Genomic DNA, 15,507 nt, shown 5'->3' with positions numbered 1-15,507 from the left:
TTAGTTGCCGCCGGCGCGACCGTCGTCACACGCTTCGCCGGTGCCGGGCCTGCCGCCGTGTTCCGGGGTTTCGGAAAGCACGCAGGCGTCCGTCGATCCTGCCGCCCCTATTTCAACTTCGGGCTTGGGAAGCTCGGGCGGCTGCATTTCCGAAAGCTGCTTGAGTTGCAGGTACCGTTCCATATACTGTGTTTCGATAGCGGCCCTCAGCTTTCTGGACTCTTCCGGGAAGAGTTTCTCGAGAGCGGCGTAACGGACCTCTCCGGAAAGGAACGTCTGGAGACTGCCGTCCGGGGCCTTGGATTCGAGAACAAAGGGATTCTTGCCTTCCTTTTTGAGGTCCGGGTTGAACCGATAGAGCGGCCAGTATCCCGAATCCACCGCCAGCTTCATCTCCTCCTGGGTCTTGCCCATTCCCTTCTTGATGCCGTGGTTGATACAGGGCGCATAAGCCATGATCAGGGACGGTCCGTCGTAAGCCTCGGCTTCCACAAGGGCTTTCAATGCCTGGTTCTTGTTGGCGCCCATGGAGATATTGGCCACATAGACATACCCGTAGGTCATGGCCATGGCCCCCATGTTCTTTTTGATGGTCTTCTTGCCTGACGCCGCGAACTTGGCTATGGAACCGATGGGTGTCGCTTTGGAGGACTGACCGCCGGTGTTGGAGTAGACTTCGGTGTCGTAGACCATGATGTTGATGTCTTCTCCCGACGCCATGATGTGATCCAATCCGCCGTAGGCGATGTCGTAAGCCGCGCCGTCACCCAGAAAGACCCAGTAGGATTTTTTGGTGAAGAGCTTCTGATAGCTCAGGATGTCGGCGAGCAGAGCGTTGCCTTCATAAGTCGGCAGCATGGCCTTCAGCCGGTCGCCGTATTTTTTGGAGCCGGCGGCATCCCTGGCGTTCTCGAGCCATCCCTGGAGAGCATCCTTGAGTTCCTGGGGGATATCGGTGTCGAGTGCCTGGGTAACGAGTTCCGCCAGCTTCCGGCGCTGCTGAAGCTGTGCCAGGAAGATGCCGTAAGTAAACTCGGCCGGGTCTTCGAACAGAGAGTTGCCCCAGGCGGGACCAAATCCGTCCTTGTTGACGCAATAGGGAATGGCCGGCGCCGAGCCTCCCCAGATGGAGGTGCATCCGGTGGCGTTGCCGATGACCATTCGTTCTCCAAAGAGCTGTGTGATCAGCTTGGCATAGGGCGTTTCGCCGCAGCCGGCGCAGGCGCCCGAGAACTCGAGAAGCGGCTGCTGGAACTGGCTTCCCTTGAGGGAGGTTCGGGGCATGAGATCGTCCCGGATCGGAAGGCTTTCCGCGTAGGCCAGGTTGGGCACCTGGGTATCCAGCTGGGTCTCGATGGGTTTCATGACGAGAGCCTTGGTCTTGGCGGGACAGATGTCCGCGCAGTTGCCGCAGCCCATGCAGTCCTGGCTGTAGACCTGGATCCTGAAATTGTATCCCTTGAGGTCCTTGCCCTTGGCCTCCAGAACGGCAAAATCTTCCGGAGCGTTTTTCGCCTCCGCTTCGGTGACGAGGAACGGGCGGATGGCCGCGTGGGGGCAGACCATGGCGCACTGGTTGCACTGGATGCAGTTTTCCGGAAGCCACTGGGGAACGTTGATGGCTACACCGCGTTTTTCGTATTTGGACGTGGCCACCGGGAAGATCCCGTCGGGATTGAAGGCGCTGACCGGCAGGCGGTCGCCCATCTGGGAAACCATGGGACGGAGGACATTGGTGATGAACGGCGGCTCGTCCCGTTTGACGGCGGGGCCGTCAGCAGCCGTGGCCCATGTCTCGGGGTAGTCGATCTGGACGAGTTTGTCGAGGGTTTTGTCGACGGCGGAGATGTTCATGTTGACGATTTTGTCGCCTTTCTTGCCGAACATTTTCCGGATCTGATCCTTCAGGTAGCCGATGGCGTCATCCACGGGGATGACATTGGCCAGCTTGAAGAAAGCCGTCTGCATGATCATGTTGATTCGTCCGCCCAGCCCCACCTCACCGGCGATGGAGACCGCATCGATGTTGTAGAATTTCAGTTTCTTCCGGGCGATGGTCCGTTTCATGGCGGCAGGCAGTTTGGCCTCCATCTCTTCCAGGCGCCAATTGGAGTTGAGCAGGAAGGTGCCGCCGCCCTTGATGCCGTCCAGGACGTCGTAGATGTCGACGTAGTTCGATTTGTGGCAGGCGATATAGTCGGCGGAGCGAATCAGGTAGGTGGACTGGATCGGCGTTTTCCCGAAACGAAGATGAGACATGGTGACCCCGCCGGATTTCTTGGAGTCGTAAGCGAAGTAGGCCTGCGCATACATGTCGGTGTTGTCGCCGATGATCTTGATGGCGCTCTTGTTGGCCCCAACGGTACCGTCCGCACCCAGCCCCCAGAATTTACACTGAACCGTCCCCTCGGGCGCGACGTCGAAGTTTTCGTCGTAATCGAGGGAGGTGTGGGTGACGTCGTCCTCGATGCCCACGTTGAAGTAGTTCTTGGGGCCCGCGGCTTTCAGGTTGTCGAATACGGCCTTGGCCATGCCCGGGTTGAATTCCTTGGATCCCAGACCGTAGCGGCCGTTGACGATGGCGGGCATCTCGCCCTTTTCCAGGAAGGCGGTGCAGACATCCTTGTAGAGCGGATCCCCCTTGGCGCCGGGCTCTTTGGTCCGGTCCATGACGGCGATGCGGGCAGCCGTCGCCGGGATCGCCGCAAACAGGTATTCCGGCGCAAAGGGGCGGTAAAGGCGGACCTTGACCAGGCCCACACTCTCGCCGCGATCGACTAGATAGTTGACCACTTCCTCGAAGGTCTCGCAGGAAGACCCCATGGAGATGACCACACGATCGGCTTCAGGATCCCCGACGTAATCGAAGGGACGATAGTTCCGGCCGGTCAAGGCGCTGACCTTTTTCATGTAGTCGGAGACGATGCCGGGCGTCTTGTCGTAATAGGCGTTTCGTGTTTCAACGCCCTGGTAGTAGACGTCGGGGTTCTGGGCCGTGCCCCGGAGTTCCGGGCGTTCCGGATTGGCCGCGCGTGCCCGGAATCTCGCAATGGCTTCCCAGTCGACCAGGTCGGCCATATCGGCGTAGTCGATGGTTTCGATCTTCTGGATCTCATGGGAGGTTCGAAAGCCGTCGAAGAAATGGACGAAGGGAACACTGGCCCTGATGGCGGAGAGATGGGCCACCAGTCCGAGATCCATCACCTCCTGAACCGAAGCCGAGGCGAGCAGGCCGAATCCGGTCTGGCGGACCGCCATGACGTCCTGGTGGTCGCCGAAAATGGACAGGGCGTGTCCGGCAATGGCGCGAGCGGTCACGTGAAGAACACCGGGAAGCAGTTCTCCAGACATCTTGTACATGTTGGGGATCATCAGGAGAAGCCCCTGGGAAGCGGTGAATGTGGAGGTCAATGCCCCTCCGGCCAGAGAACCGTGCACCGATGCCGCCGCCCCTGCCTCGGATTGGAGCTGGCGAACCAGAAGCGGCTGCCCGAAGATGTTTTTTCGTCCCCCGGCGGCCCATTCGTCGGCGATCTCTCCAATGGGAGATGATGGCGTAATGGGATAAATGGTGGCGACGTCGCTCATGGCGTAGGCCACGTGAGCGGCAGCGGTGTTGCCGTCGACGGTTTTCATTACTTTTGCCATAGCAGAATTTTCTCCTTCGTTATGTATGGTCAATCTGTTGCAAAAACAGAACGTACTTGCGCGAAAGGGTCGAATGAACTGAAATCAAATAGTTATTCCAATACAATGGAATTGTAAAGAAAAAAGTTTACTGATAAGCTGGAAAAGTGCATGTTAATCAAAATAAATAAAGAGAAATTAAAATGTTATATTGATAACCTTGTTATCCAATCACTGCTTCGACAAGCCTGTGGGTTTTTTTCACCCGGCGAAGGCGATCACCGGCCTGATGGCAGGTGCCAGCGGTAATGCCGGCCTTTCGGGCAAATCAGATATTGAAAGGGACGGGTGAAAAGGCGCCCGTTCCCGCGGCAAACGCGGGAACGGTGAGTAACATTATTACAGAAGGCCGTCAAAGAAATCGTTACCCTTGTCGTCCACGAGAATGAATGCGGGGAAGTCCTTGACGGTGATCATGTATATCGCCTCCATGCCCAACTCGGGATATTCGATGAGTTCCACATGGGTGATGCATTCCTTGCCCAGGCGGGCTGCCGGGCCGCCGATGGAGCCGAGATAAAACCCGCCGTATTTCTTGCAGGATTCGGTTACGACCCGGGAGCGGTTCCCCTTGGCCAGCATGACCATCGATCCGCCCCGTTCCTGAAAAATGGGGACATATGGATCCATTCGTGCGGCCGTCGTCGGTCCGAAGGATCCGGAGGCATACCCGTCCGGAGTCTTGGCCGGTCCGGCGTAATAGATGATGTGATCCCTGATGTACTGGGGCAGATCTTCACCCCTGTCGATGCGTTCCTTGAGTTTGGCGTGGGCGATATCCCGGGCAACGACGATTTTCCCGGTAAGGAGCAAGGGGGTGGATACGGGATGCCGGCTGAGAACGGCGCGGATCTCGTCCATGGGCTGGTTCAGGTCGATGCGAACCGCATCCGACGCCTCGTGGGTGATCTCGGGGAGGAACCGGGCCGGATGCGTTTCCAGTTTTTCCAGAAAAATACCGTCCCGGGTGATTTTGCCCCGGATGTTGCGGTCTGCGCTGCAGCTGACGCCCATGCCGATAGGGCAGGACGCGCCGTGTCTCGGAAGCCGAACGACGCGAACATCCAGGCAGAAATGCTTGCCGCCGAACTGCGCGCCAAGCCCCAGCGCCTGAGCGGCCTCGAGGAGGCGTTCCTCGAGCTCGAGATCCCGGAAGGCTTGCCCGCCTTCATTGCCCTGGGTCGGCAGTTCGTCCAGGTATTTGGCGCTGGCCAGCTTGACCGTTTTGAGGTTGAGTTCGGCCGAGGTTCCACCGATCACGAAGGCGAGGTGGTACGGCGGGCAGGCTGCGGTGCCGAGGGTCTTCATTTTGGCCGTGAGATACGCCGACAGGGTGTCGGGATGGAGTACGGCCTTGGTCTCCTGATAAAGATAGGTTTTGTTGGCCGAACCGCCGCCCTTGGCAATGAACAGGAACTTGTAGGCATCTCCCTTGACGGCGTGAATGTCGATCTGGGCCGGGAGATTGCAACCGGTGTTCTTTTCGGTGTACATGTCGAGGGGGGCATTCTGAGAGTATCTCAGGCTTGTTTGGGTGTAGGTGTTGAAAACGCCCCGGCTGAGGGCTTCCTCTTCGTTGAAGTCGGTCCAGACCTGCTGGCCTTTCTTGCCCATGATGACGGCGGTGCCGGTATCCTGACAGAGGGGAAAAGCCATCTCGGCCGATATGACGGCGTTTTTCAGCATTTCCAGCGCAACAAACCGGTCGTTTTTCGAGGCCTCGGGGTCGTCCAGGATGGCGGCTACTTGTTCGAGGTGGCTCGGTCGCAAGAGGTGGGAAACATCCCTGAAGGCCTGTTCTGCCAGCAAGGTCAACCCTTCGGGTTCGACAATGAGCATGGGCTTGCCTTCGAAGGACTTCACGCTGATATGGTCCCGGGTCAACAGGCGGTATTCCGTTGGATCCTCTCCTAGAGGAAACATCTCCTGAAATTTGAAAGCTACCATAAGACGACTCCTTTTGTGGCGCGGCTGCAGAAACGCACTTGCGGATGTAAATATGGGTACTCAACTGTCGACTTTCATGATGGTGACCGGCACCGGCCTATGCAAGTCGAAAGTTGAGCGGGCAAAAAGAAGAGGACCCGGAAAAGGATCCTGTTCCGACATTATCTCCGGATGGTGACCTTTTTCATGACGACGGCCTCGAGGGGCTTGTCCATGTGATTGGTTTTTACCCGTCCGATATTCTGAACAACGTCGAGGCCGCTCGTTACCTTGCCGAAAACCGTATGACGGCCGTCAAGATGCGGCGTGGCGTCCAGGGTGATGAAAAACTGGCTCCCATTGGTTCCCGGGCCGGCGTTTGCCATGGACAGGACGCCGGGACCGTCATGTTTGAGCCCGGGCCTGAACTCGTCCTTGAACTGGTACCCGGGACCGCCGTTGCCCATGCCGAAAGGGCAGCCGCCCTGGATCATAAAGCCTTCGATAACACGGTGAAAGGAGAGGCCGTCGTAAAAATTACCGCCCCGTTGGGTATCCTGTCGTCCTTCGGCGAGATTGACGAAATTCCATACGGTTTCCGGGCACTCCCCGGCAAACAGTTCAATCTCGAAATCGCCCATGTTCGTTTCGAAAACCGCCGTCAGGCGATCTGTTTTCTCTTTATAGTCACTTTTTTTCCCAATCATGATATTCTCCTGATAATGAATGATGATGCATTTGTACAACGTCGGTTTTCAGACGGTTTCGTCCATCGATTCGTTGCTTCAATCGGGCGCAGGCGTTGTCGGCGGAACGCTCACGGCAACGGAACCCCACCGAATCCAAACCGAAGTTGTAAATTGATAATGATAAACGATAGCATTTTAAGGTGTCAATAATAAACAACGACATTTCGGACGAACGGCAGTATTCCATTTAACGCCGCTACGCGTCTTCGGATGCCGTTTCATGAACCGCTGCCAAAGGAGGCCCTGCATGAAGCTCAAGAAAATTCTGGTGCCTGTTGACGGGTCGGAGAGTGCCGGAAGGGCGCTTGAATACGCGATCGAGCTGGTTAAACTGGTCGGAGACGCCGAGGTGCTCCTGGTTCATTGCCACAAACCCTTTCCCAGGCTGTTAGGGGAACCCTATCTCCAGGAGGCGATCAACAGGATTCAGGAGGACGCCGACCGGATTATCGATCCCTGCCGGGAGGTGCTCGGAAAAGCGGGAGTCGGATTCAAGGAACGCGTTCTGGAGGGTGCACCGTGGGAGAAGATCACCGAGGCGGCCGACATCGAAGCGTGCGATATGATCATCATGGGATCCCGGGGGTGCACTGATTTTCAAGGGCTGTTCCTGGGCAGCGTGACCCATCGCGTGCTTCATACCACCCCCTGTCCGGTGCTTGTCATACGGTAGAGGTGCAGGCTGAAAGACTGAAAGGCTGAAGACTGAAGGCTGAAGGGGCATCATCGCCCCATCCGTCGCACAGGCACCCCTTCAGCCTTCAGCCTTCAGCCTTCAGCCTATAGTCTTCAGCCTGCACCTTCGGGTCAATCGGTAACGCCGTATTGGAAGAGTTCGTATTCCGTTTTCCCACCGAGCAGGGCATCGATTTTGGCCTGAACATCCTGTCGCGTCTTGCTTAACAGCCATTTCTCCCAATCCTCGGCGGACTGCCACGTGCTGATCACCAGGAACACGTCCAGGCGGTCCATGCTTTTCAAGGTTTCTCCAGAGATATAACCCGGCTGCTGGGTGGCCAGCTGCCGCATTTGCCTGAAAAGCGGTATCATCTCTTTTGCCTTATCCCTGGGAACAACGCGTTTGATGAGAACTTTGACGGTCATCTCGGCCTCCTTTGGTTGTGTTCCGGGTATCTTTTCCTGCAACTTTCCTCGATCGGCCAAAAACTGAGGGTGAGACTAACATACGCCTGTTTCCGGAAATCATCAAGGCGTAACTTATAACTTTCGTGAGATCGACCGGAAAGGGGCGTGTCACGGCATTTGACATCTCTTTCGATATGAAATATGGTTCGTTTCTGAAAACGATCGTGTGCTTCGCGAATGCATCTATAAAGGGCTCAACTTTCGACTTTCATGAGCGTGATCGTAAAGATACGGCCTATCAAAGTCGAACGTTGAGTAAAGGGAAATACCCATGGAAAAATCGATGATTGTCGACGCGTTGGAGAAATGTGAGTTTTTTGATGGATTGAACAGGGCGGATATCCAGAGAATTGCAGGCATTTGCCGGTTCAAACCGTATGCCGCCGGAGAGACGATTTTCGAGCAGGGGGATTCCGGTGAGAATCTTTACGTTATCCTGGACGGCCTCGTGTTTCTGGAACGGTCCCTGGACCTGGGAAGCCGGAAGGGTCGGATCACGATTGAGAGCCTGGGAAAAGGCCGGGTCCTGGGCTGCTGGTCGACTTTGCTGAACGAAACCCATGTGATGATGTCCACGGCCACCTGCCGGGAGGCGACTGGAATCCTGGTGCTCAAGGGATCGGAATTGAGAGGGATAATGACGGAAAACGTGGCCTTTGGTTTCAATATCATGGAAAAATTCTGTCATATCCTGTTGGAGCGAATTCAGGCGGCCTACGGGGCCATGGAGAAGATCTGATCGGGGATCTCGATGGATGAGGAGTTGTCAATGGAAGACGAGATTCTTGCAAAGGAAGCGACCCTGATTGCGGAATTGCGCGCACGGATCGCCCGGGACTATACAAAGCAACGGGGAAATCTCATCCCCATGCTGCAACTGATGCAGGCCAAGCTGGCCTACCTCCCACCCGCAGCCATCGAAATCGTTGCCGAATATCTCGAGATTCCGCCATCCGAGGTTTTCGGCGTCGCCACCTTTTACAATCAGTTTCGATTCAATCCGCCGGGGAAATACCCCGTAAAGGTTTGCATGGGAACCGCATGCCATGTCAAGGGCGGCGACATCATCCTCGAAAATTTCGAGCGGCGGCTGGGCATCAAGGAAGGGGAAACCACCGAAGACCGGGAATTCAGCATCGAACGCGTTGCGTGTGTCGGTTGCTGTGCTCTTGCACCCGTAGCCTTGATCGGAGATGATGTCCATGCCCATATGGCCCCCAGCAAGGTCGAGGGTCTGTTTTCGCGAATTCAGATCCAAAAAGAGATCGCGGAGAGAAACAAACATGAATCCGGAAATTAAAGAGACTATCAAGACGAAATTTGACGCGCTCCGCCGGGAAGCCGTTCGACGGCAGGATCTGTTTCGTCTGTCGGCGGCACCGAAGATCCATATCGGCATGGCTACCTGCGGTATCGCCGCCGGCGCCCTCGAAACCAAGGCCGCCTTCGAAGAGACCCTCAAGGAACGGAATATCGAGGCGCATGTACACACCGTAGGCTGTCTGGGGCATTGTTACGCCGAGCCGGTGGTCATCATCGAACATCCGGATGCCGGGTTTCCCCCCATTTTTTACCATGAGGTGACCCCGGGCAAGGCAAAGATGCTGACGAAAATGTACATCGAGGGCGGAGACCCGCGATTCGAGCATGTTTATGGTGCCACCGAGGTGAACGACATGATCCCGTCGGTCATGGATTTTTCCCGGTTCAGCATGGAAAAACGGGTTGTCATGGATAAATGCGGGAAAATCGATCCCGACGACATCTACGAGTACATTGCAGCCGACGGATACGCCGCCCTGTTCCGAGCGCTTCAGATGCCGCCCGAAGAGATTGTCGACATGATCAAACAGTCCGGACTTCGAGGACGCGGCGGCGCCGGCTTTCCGACAGGCGTCAAGTGGGAAATGGCGTTTCGGGTCGAGCATGAAAACAAGATCGTCATCTGCAATGCGGACGAAGGGGATCCCGGCGCCTATATGGACCGAACCCTCCTCGAAAGCAACCCCCATCAGGTCCTGGAAGGGATGATGATCTGCGCATTGGCGGTGGGTGCCGATGCGGCTATCATCTATGTTCGTGCCGAATATCCCCTGGCGGTGAAAACCCTTGCCCGGGCGATTCGCCAGGCTCATGAACTCAATCTCCTGGGAGAAGGAATTCTGGGCAGCGAATTCAACCTCGAAATCGACATCTTCGAGGGATCGGGGGCGTTTGTCTGCGGCGAGGAGACGGGTTTGATTCAATCCATCGAGGGCTATCGCGGCATGCCCAGACATCGGCCGCCGTATCCGGTGAAAAGCGGCTTGTACGGTCGTCCGACCGTCATCAACAATGTCAAGACTCTCGCCCTGGTGCCGCCCATCGTGACTCAGGGCGCTGCCTGGTTCAGAGGCATCGGCACCGAAGGCAGCCCTGGAACGGCGGTTTTTTCCGTCGTTGGCGATGTGGTGCATCCGGGGCTGGTCGAGATTCCCATGGGGGTAACCCTGCGAACCCTCATTTTTGACATCTGCGGCGGCATCCCCAACCACAAGGGGTTTAAGGCGGTGCAGATCGGCGGACCCTCCGGCGGTTGCCTGCCGGAGTCGTTTCTGGACACGCCCATTGATTTCGATTCGCTCACCGGGGCCGGCGCCATGATGGGTTCGGGCGGAATGGTGGTCATGAATGAGGATACCTGCGTCGTGAATGTTTCACGGTATTTTCTGGATTTCACCCAGAAGGAATCCTGCGGTAAATGCACCTTTTGCCGCATCGGCACCCGGCATCTGCTGAGCATTCTCGACCGACTCACCTGCGGTACGGCGCACGAGGGCGACCTGGATTTGTTGGCGTCGCTTGCCGGGGATGTCAAGGCCGGGTCGCTCTGCGGTCTGGGAAAGACCGCGCCCAATCCAGTGCTGACCTCCTTGAAATACTTTCGGGACGAATACGAGGCCCACCTGAAAGAGGGGCGATGCCCGGGAATGATGTGCAGACCGCTCACGGCCTTCTATATCGATCTGGATGCCTGCGCCCGGGGATGCGATGCCTGTGCCCTCGTCTGCCCGACGGATGCCGTTTTTACCACCAGCACCCGAAAGAAAGGGATCGACCAGAGTCTCTGCGTCAAATGTGGGGAGTGCGTGGTGGCCTGTCCGCCTGAATACGATGCCGTGCGAAAGGTCTCTCCGCCGTCGCTGGCTCCCGTCATTCAAAGACCCGAGACGCCCCCGACGCCGGATGCCCGGGAAAGCGGGGATCCGATTGAGGATGAGAACCCGGAGACCTCGACCGACGCTTCCAAAGAGGGCTGATATACCCCATGGATGCGTTTTTTGCTTATGATCAAGAACCCTGAGGATATGGGGACATGGTTAACATTATAGTGGACAATCGAGAAATTTCGGTGGAAGAGGGGGTGCCCCTTCTGGCGGCCTGCCTGGAAAACGGTATCGACATTCCAAATCTTTGCTGGATGGAGGGCATGGGTGAACCCTGGGCGGCCTGTCGCCTCTGTTTTGTCGAGATCGAAGGCGAAAAACAGCCCGTTACGTCCTGTACGGTCCTCACCCGAAGCGACATGGTCGTCCGCACCGATACGCCCGCCGTGAGAGCCTTGCAGCAATCGGCCCTGGCACTGCTGCTCTCCGTGCATCATGTGGATTGCAAAAACTGTCATGCCAACAGGAAATGCGCGCTTCAGGATCTTGCCCGGCGTCTCAAGGTCAGCCTGAAGCCGAAGCATCTCGAGAATTACCTCAAACCTGTGGAAAGGGATGAAACCCACCCCAGCCTCGTCTATTTCCCCAATCGATGTGTGTTGTGCGGGAAGTGCATCCATGTCTGCCGCAACCTTCACGGGCAGCCGCTCATTTCATTCGCCAGGCGTGGGTTCGATACGATCGTCAGCTTTCAGGGCGATGATACGGTTTTCAACGCCGAATGCACATCCTGCGGCGCTTGTGCCGCCGTTTGCCCTGTCGGTGCCCTGGCAACGAAAGAAATGCTCAACGGCCTGTAGACTCCCGATTCAACGGCTTCGGTCTTCAGCGGATTTCACCGGATGCACTTCCCTGGAGATGATGATCAATTCGACCGGATGATGAGCAACGGCCGGTCGATACGGTTCAGGACGCCCGACGCCACGCTGCCGTAAAAGGCTCGGGCCAGTCCGCTCCGTCCGTGGCTGGCGATGGCGATCAGGTCTGCTTCCTCCTTCTCCGCCGTGTTCAGAATGGATTGTACCACCGAATCGTAGGAGATGATGGATTTGTTGTTGATCCCTTTTTCAGTGAAACGCCGGGTGATGTCTTCCAGATAGGTCTCAACCTCTTTTTTGCGCCGGGCGTATTCCTCCTCGTAGCCGCTGATATCGACAACCTCCTGGTAACCGGGAACAAAATAATCACCCTCCACGACACGCATGAAAATGATCTGGGAATCATAGCGTTTCGCCAACTCTTCGACATGCGGCAAAATGGCTTCCGCCCGATCGGACCCATCCAATGGAACCAGGATCTTGTTGTACATACGAACCTCCTTTGGTGTTGGGGTTATGGTATCGCTGCCGTTCTATGATGATGGTAATAAAACGCTTTCAGACATTTTGATCATGTCGGTCGCGGCATGTTTTGTTCGCCCGCTGTTTCGGTGCCGGCGTTACCGATTTCAAAGGACGCGGGGACGATCGCGTGGAGGCGCAGGGTGCCGGAACCATAGCTGAAATCGATCCGTGAGGTGTCGCGCGTCTGTGTGTTTGCGCCTGTGTGTTTGCGCCTGTTTGCGCTTTATTTCAATCCAAATGGCGAATGTACGGCATGCCGGAGCGGTGGAGATTGTATTATCTTATCAAAAGATATCATTAATATAACGCCTTTTGTCCCGAAATGCAATGGATTTTATCTCGATTCCCCCAACCGGATTCACCGCGTCACAGGCCAAAATCCGTTATCGACAAATCGTCTCGGATTCCCAATCGGGTGAGCGCGAAATCGTAGCGAACCGGATCCGCCGGTGCATACCGTGCAAATCCCGCGGTAACCTCCAGAGCGGTGGCCATGCTGCAGGACTTCCGCTGCGTGAGTCCGAGATGAAGGGCAATGCGGTGCATGTGGACATCCAGAGGAACGATGAGGCTGGAAGGGGGAATTCCTGCCCATCCACCCGGATCGACGTCATCCGTCCGGACCATCCATCTCAAAAAAAGGTTGATGCGTTTACAGGCGCTCCCTCTGCCGGGAAGCGGCACGAGATGACCGGGATCCCCCATGGCGCAAAGCTCGCGACAGAATCCGTCCAACGCAGGAGCCACGGATGGGTCCGAGGCGTTAAAATGTTTCATGAAGGATTGCCGCAGAGATCCGTCATGGCGGATCATCGCCTTGACACCCATGAGCAGATCCCGGATATGGGCACCTCCTGCAAAGCGATGTTTGAATCCCCTGAATCGGTGGTCGAGGGTTCCGGTGTCGGCTTTTTCCAGAAACGTCGCCGGCGAAGGCCCCATAACCGAGAGGATCTTCCCGACGCTGTTCAGGATCTGGGTGACGCGTCCATAGGCAAGGGACGCGGCGACGATCCCGACGATTTCGCGGTCGCGGAGGGATTCATATCGGTACAGGAACTCCAATGGATCGGGATGAACGAAATTGCGTCGGTTAATGGACCGGTAGAGTGCTTCCAGCTTTGTGGAAAGTTCTGAGTTTTCAGGATTCACGCTCATGTTCTGGATGTCATCCGCGTCCTCAGCCCCAGTATTTACGGACATTTCATCGGTATTCCTGTTGACGGAACAGCCTCGATATCCTATACACGTCTTGAATAGGGATCATGTCTATGGAGGGACAGGACCCGTGATCCTCCTGATAAATGAAACATAACCAGCGGGCATCCGAAGGAAACTCACCGGAATGACAAACGAAAATACCCGAATTCGGGAAACCGTATGGATTATCGGCGCCGGGCGATTCGGTATGATCGCCCTCGAGCGTTTGTCCCGGATCAAGGCATCCGCGCGGTTCGTCGTGGTGGATCCGGACGAGCACCGGTTTTTTCCGGTGGAACACCCCCGGTGCGCCTTCGAGAACATGGACGGGGTTCGCTTTATCCTTCAACATCTCGGAGCGGGAGATCCACCGGATTGGATCATACCTGCCGTGCCCGTTCACCTGGCATCCGAGTGGTGTCTTGGGAGATTAGCCCATCGCGCACGCCGTATTCCCCTGCCCGTGGAATTGAACAGCCTGCTTCGCAACCCCGTTCGGGGCGCCGGCGGTGATATATACGTTACCCACGCCGATTTTCTTTGTCCGGACGACTGTCCGGAGCCGGCCGGGATCTGCACGGTCACCGGCGCACCCCGGGAGCCCGATATGTTTCGTCTCCTTGCGGAGATTCGCTTCGAGGATTTCGACCCCCTGGTGATCCGGAGCCGGCAGTTGTGTCCCGGCGTCGGTGGATATCGGCCGGATGCGCTTTTTGCGCTGCTTAGCAGACTGGAGGCGGCCGAAGGCCGATTCCTGGTGTCCACCGCGTGTCGGTGCCACGGCGTCATCACCGGGATCGCGGTGGATCCACCGATCGTCCCATGAATCTCCTCCTGCCGATCTCCGCGGCATTGAAAGCCGCTACAGGTAGCGTGATTCATCCCTGTCGAGAAACAGCTTGAACGCATCGTCCGAATTTTCAAACTCGAGGGAGTGTCCTTTACATCCGTTGCGGGTACAGAAATTGACGCTTCCACCCAATGCCAGGTTCACACTGGCCACGGGGGCCTTGCAGGTACAGGTTTTCACGATGGGGAGAAGGTCGTGGCAGAACGGGCAGGCGCATTGCACCACAGCGTCGGGGATGTCGTCCACCCCTTCGAAGACCTTGTTGTAACTGCCATAGATCTGGCTCAGGTAGATACGTCCCTTTTTGTTCTCGATGACGGCTTCCAGCTCGATGGAAGGCAGATTGTCCACCTGAACCGAGGAATTCATCAGGCTTTTTCCGCAATTGGGGCATTTGACGATGACTTCGATTTGATGGGTCATACGGGCCTCCTTGGGTTTGGGTGTCGGTGTCTCGGAGGAAGATGCCGTTTTGACGGGGATCTGAAACGCTGTCATGATGGGTTCGTCAGGCTCGGAACCCACGGATTATCCAATCCTATATCTGAAATGTTTCAAAAAAGCAATGGCGCCCTGATGCCTGACACCCGGCTTCGGCCGATAATGCCCGTCAGACCGACTTCCGGGAAAAGACCCACCGGTCTTCAGAGGAGAGCCCCGGATCGAACCCATAACCCGCCACCCGGAAGGTTTTGAGATCAGTGGATTTATCGATCCGGTTTCGAATAGCGAACCGCGCCATCATCCCCCGGGCCTTTTTGGCATAGAAGCTGATCACCTTGTATTTCCCGCCCTTGAAATCCATAAAGACCGGTGTAACGATCCCGGCGGACAAACCCTTTTGGACGACGGCCTTGAAATATTCGTTGGATGCCAGGTTGACGAGAATCTTTTCGTCGTGGTCGTCGACAGCCTCGTTCAGGGCATCCGTGATCCGATTACCCCAGAAGCGATAGAGATCCTTTCCCCTTTTGGTGGGCACTCGGGTTCCCATCTCCAGCCGGTAGGCCTGGATGAGATCCAGGGGACGGAGCAGGCCGTAGAGACCGGAAAGGATCCGGAGGTGGTTCTGTGCAAATTGAAACGCCGTATCCGAAAAATCATCCGCCTGAAGTCCCTCGTACACGTCGCCTTTAAACGCCAGAACAGCCGGCTTGGCGTTTTCGGTGGAAAAGGGGCGGCTCCAGCAGGCAAAACGGCGATGGTTCAACTCTGCCAGTCCGGGGCTGATCCCCATCAGTTGGGCCAGGCCCTCCGGGGTATAACCCCTGAGGATTTTTATCAGGATTTCCGACTGATCCAGAAACGCCGGCAGCGAATGGCCCGCTGCCGCAGGCGGCGTTTCGAAATCGAGCGTTTTGGCAGGCGACAGTATCATCAGCATGATCGGATCCCCACGG

14 protein-coding genes are annotated in these 15,507 nt (G+C 56.5%); 6 read left to right on the top strand and 8 right to left on the bottom strand.

Annotated elements, in window-relative coordinates; translation table 11 throughout:
- From nifJ to AB7S84_RS08110, 3 genes are all read right to left on the bottom strand, one after another.
- Nucleotides 1-3,648, bottom strand: a complete 3,648-nt coding sequence (nifJ, locus tag AB7S84_RS08120) for a pyruvate:ferredoxin (flavodoxin) oxidoreductase (protein ID WP_020876405.1) — start codon at nucleotides 3,646-3,648, stop codon at nucleotides 1-3.
- A 378-nt stretch (nucleotides 3,649-4,026) separates the two neighbouring features.
- Nucleotides 4,027-5,634, bottom strand: coding sequence for a fumarate hydratase (locus AB7S84_RS08115; protein WP_020876404.1), 1,608 nt, complete (start codon nucleotides 5,632-5,634; stop codon nucleotides 4,027-4,029).
- A gap of 161 nt (nucleotides 5,635-5,795) precedes the next feature.
- Nucleotides 5,796-6,320: a peptidylprolyl isomerase gene (locus tag AB7S84_RS08110; protein ID WP_020876403.1), complete on the bottom strand. Its 525-nt coding sequence runs from the start codon at nucleotides 6,318-6,320 to the stop codon at nucleotides 5,796-5,798.
- A gap of 289 nt (nucleotides 6,321-6,609) precedes the next feature.
- Here AB7S84_RS08110 and AB7S84_RS08105 point away from each other — a divergent pair, with 289 nt between their 5' ends.
- Nucleotides 6,610-7,035, top strand: coding sequence for a universal stress protein (locus tag AB7S84_RS08105; RefSeq protein WP_020876402.1), 426 nt, complete (start codon nucleotides 6,610-6,612; stop codon nucleotides 7,033-7,035).
- Nucleotides 7,036-7,169: 134 nt separating this feature from the next.
- Here the strand turns inward: AB7S84_RS08105 and AB7S84_RS08100 are convergent, their stop codons facing one another.
- Nucleotides 7,170-7,466 carry an antibiotic biosynthesis monooxygenase family protein gene (locus AB7S84_RS08100; protein WP_020876401.1) on the bottom strand — a complete coding sequence of 99 codons (297 nt, stop codon included), beginning with the start codon at nucleotides 7,464-7,466 and terminating at the stop codon, nucleotides 7,170-7,172.
- 313 nt (nucleotides 7,467-7,779) lie between these two features.
- Here AB7S84_RS08100 and AB7S84_RS08095 point away from each other — a divergent pair, with 313 nt between their 5' ends.
- The 4 genes from AB7S84_RS08095 to AB7S84_RS08080 are packed head-to-tail and all read left to right on the top strand — an operon-like array spanning nucleotide 7,780 to nucleotide 11,514.
- Complete coding sequence (locus AB7S84_RS08095) at nucleotides 7,780-8,247, top strand: Crp/Fnr family transcriptional regulator (RefSeq protein WP_020876400.1); 468 nt, start codon at nucleotides 7,780-7,782, stop codon at nucleotides 8,245-8,247.
- 30 nt (nucleotides 8,248-8,277) lie between these two features.
- The gene (gene nuoE / locus AB7S84_RS08090; RefSeq protein WP_020876399.1) at nucleotides 8,278-8,808 is read left to right on the top strand and encodes an NADH-quinone oxidoreductase subunit NuoE; all 531 of its coding nucleotides are present in this window, start codon (nucleotides 8,278-8,280) and stop codon (nucleotides 8,806-8,808) included.
- A complete protein-coding gene (locus AB7S84_RS08085; protein ID WP_020876398.1) occupies nucleotides 8,792-10,807 on the top strand; it encodes an NADH-ubiquinone oxidoreductase-F iron-sulfur binding region domain-containing protein in 2,016 nt (671 codons plus the stop codon). Before nuoE ends, AB7S84_RS08085 begins: the two co-directional genes overlap by 17 nt.
- Before the next feature lie 56 nt (nucleotides 10,808-10,863).
- Nucleotides 10,864-11,514, top strand: coding sequence for a 2Fe-2S iron-sulfur cluster-binding protein (locus AB7S84_RS08080; RefSeq protein WP_020876397.1), 651 nt, complete (start codon nucleotides 10,864-10,866; stop codon nucleotides 11,512-11,514).
- Between the two features lie 65 nt (nucleotides 11,515-11,579).
- Here the strand turns inward: AB7S84_RS08080 and AB7S84_RS08075 are convergent, their stop codons facing one another.
- Nucleotides 11,580-12,023, bottom strand: a complete 444-nt coding sequence (locus AB7S84_RS08075) for a universal stress protein (RefSeq protein WP_020876396.1) — start codon at nucleotides 12,021-12,023, stop codon at nucleotides 11,580-11,582.
- A 400-nt stretch (nucleotides 12,024-12,423) separates the two neighbouring features.
- A complete protein-coding gene (locus AB7S84_RS08070) occupies nucleotides 12,424-13,260 on the bottom strand; it encodes a TIGR02757 family protein (protein WP_020876395.1) in 837 nt (278 codons plus the stop codon).
- Between the two features lie 142 nt (nucleotides 13,261-13,402).
- Between AB7S84_RS08070 and AB7S84_RS08065 the strand changes: the two genes are divergently transcribed.
- Nucleotides 13,403-14,083: a hypothetical protein gene (locus AB7S84_RS08065; protein WP_020876394.1), complete on the top strand. Its 681-nt coding sequence runs from the start codon at nucleotides 13,403-13,405 to the stop codon at nucleotides 14,081-14,083.
- Between the two features lie 36 nt (nucleotides 14,084-14,119).
- Here the strand turns inward: AB7S84_RS08065 and AB7S84_RS08060 are convergent, their stop codons facing one another.
- Together AB7S84_RS08060 and yaaA are read right to left on the bottom strand one after the other, a co-directional pair.
- Nucleotides 14,120-14,530, bottom strand: coding sequence for a hypothetical protein (locus AB7S84_RS08060; RefSeq protein WP_428153832.1), 411 nt, complete (start codon nucleotides 14,528-14,530; stop codon nucleotides 14,120-14,122).
- Between the two features lie 187 nt (nucleotides 14,531-14,717).
- On the bottom strand, nucleotides 14,718-15,491 hold the full coding sequence (gene yaaA / locus AB7S84_RS08055; protein ID WP_428153829.1) for a peroxide stress protein YaaA: 774 nt from the start codon (nucleotides 15,489-15,491) through the stop codon (nucleotides 14,718-14,720).
- Nucleotides 15,492-15,507: the final 16 nt, after the last annotated feature.

It is taken from the genome of Desulfococcus sp. (genome assembly GCF_050178255.1).
Taxonomy (GTDB): Bacteria; Desulfobacterota; Desulfobacteria; order Desulfobacterales; family Desulfococcaceae; genus Desulfococcus; species Desulfococcus multivorans.
Note: the sequence above shows the minus strand (reverse complement) of the source record. Positions and strands in the feature narration are given on the sequence as shown.

What these genes read in the sequence shown, in the direction of transcription:
- nifJ (WP_020876405.1), bottom strand. Translation starts at nt 3,648, where the DNA reads ATGGCAAAAGTAATGAAAACCGTCGACGGCAACACCGCTGCCGCTCAC.
- AB7S84_RS08115 (WP_020876404.1), bottom strand. Translation starts at nt 5,634, where the DNA reads ATGGTAGCTTTCAAATTTCAGGAGATGTTTCCTCTAGGAGAGGATCCA.
- AB7S84_RS08110 (WP_020876403.1), bottom strand. Translation starts at nt 6,320, where the DNA reads ATGATTGGGAAAAAAAGTGACTATAAAGAGAAAACAGATCGCCTGACG.
- AB7S84_RS08105 (WP_020876402.1), top strand. Translation starts at nt 6,610, where the DNA reads ATGAAGCTCAAGAAAATTCTGGTGCCTGTTGACGGGTCGGAGAGTGCC.
- AB7S84_RS08100 (WP_020876401.1), bottom strand. Translation starts at nt 7,466, where the DNA reads ATGACCGTCAAAGTTCTCATCAAACGCGTTGTTCCCAGGGATAAGGCA.
- AB7S84_RS08095 (WP_020876400.1), top strand. Translation starts at nt 7,780, where the DNA reads ATGGAAAAATCGATGATTGTCGACGCGTTGGAGAAATGTGAGTTTTTT.
- nuoE (WP_020876399.1), top strand. Translation starts at nt 8,278, where the DNA reads ATGGAAGACGAGATTCTTGCAAAGGAAGCGACCCTGATTGCGGAATTG.
- AB7S84_RS08085 (WP_020876398.1), top strand. Translation starts at nt 8,792, where the DNA reads ATGAATCCGGAAATTAAAGAGACTATCAAGACGAAATTTGACGCGCTC.
- AB7S84_RS08080 (WP_020876397.1), top strand. Translation starts at nt 10,864, where the DNA reads ATGGTTAACATTATAGTGGACAATCGAGAAATTTCGGTGGAAGAGGGG.
- AB7S84_RS08075 (WP_020876396.1), bottom strand. Translation starts at nt 12,023, where the DNA reads ATGTACAACAAGATCCTGGTTCCATTGGATGGGTCCGATCGGGCGGAA.
- AB7S84_RS08070 (WP_020876395.1), bottom strand. Translation starts at nt 13,260, where the DNA reads ATGTCCGTAAATACTGGGGCTGAGGACGCGGATGACATCCAGAACATG.
- AB7S84_RS08065 (WP_020876394.1), top strand. Translation starts at nt 13,403, where the DNA reads ATGACAAACGAAAATACCCGAATTCGGGAAACCGTATGGATTATCGGC.
- AB7S84_RS08060 (WP_428153832.1), bottom strand. Translation starts at nt 14,530, where the DNA reads ATGACCCATCAAATCGAAGTCATCGTCAAATGCCCCAATTGCGGAAAA.
- yaaA (WP_428153829.1), bottom strand. Translation starts at nt 15,491, where the DNA reads ATGCTGATGATACTGTCGCCTGCCAAAACGCTCGATTTCGAAACGCCG.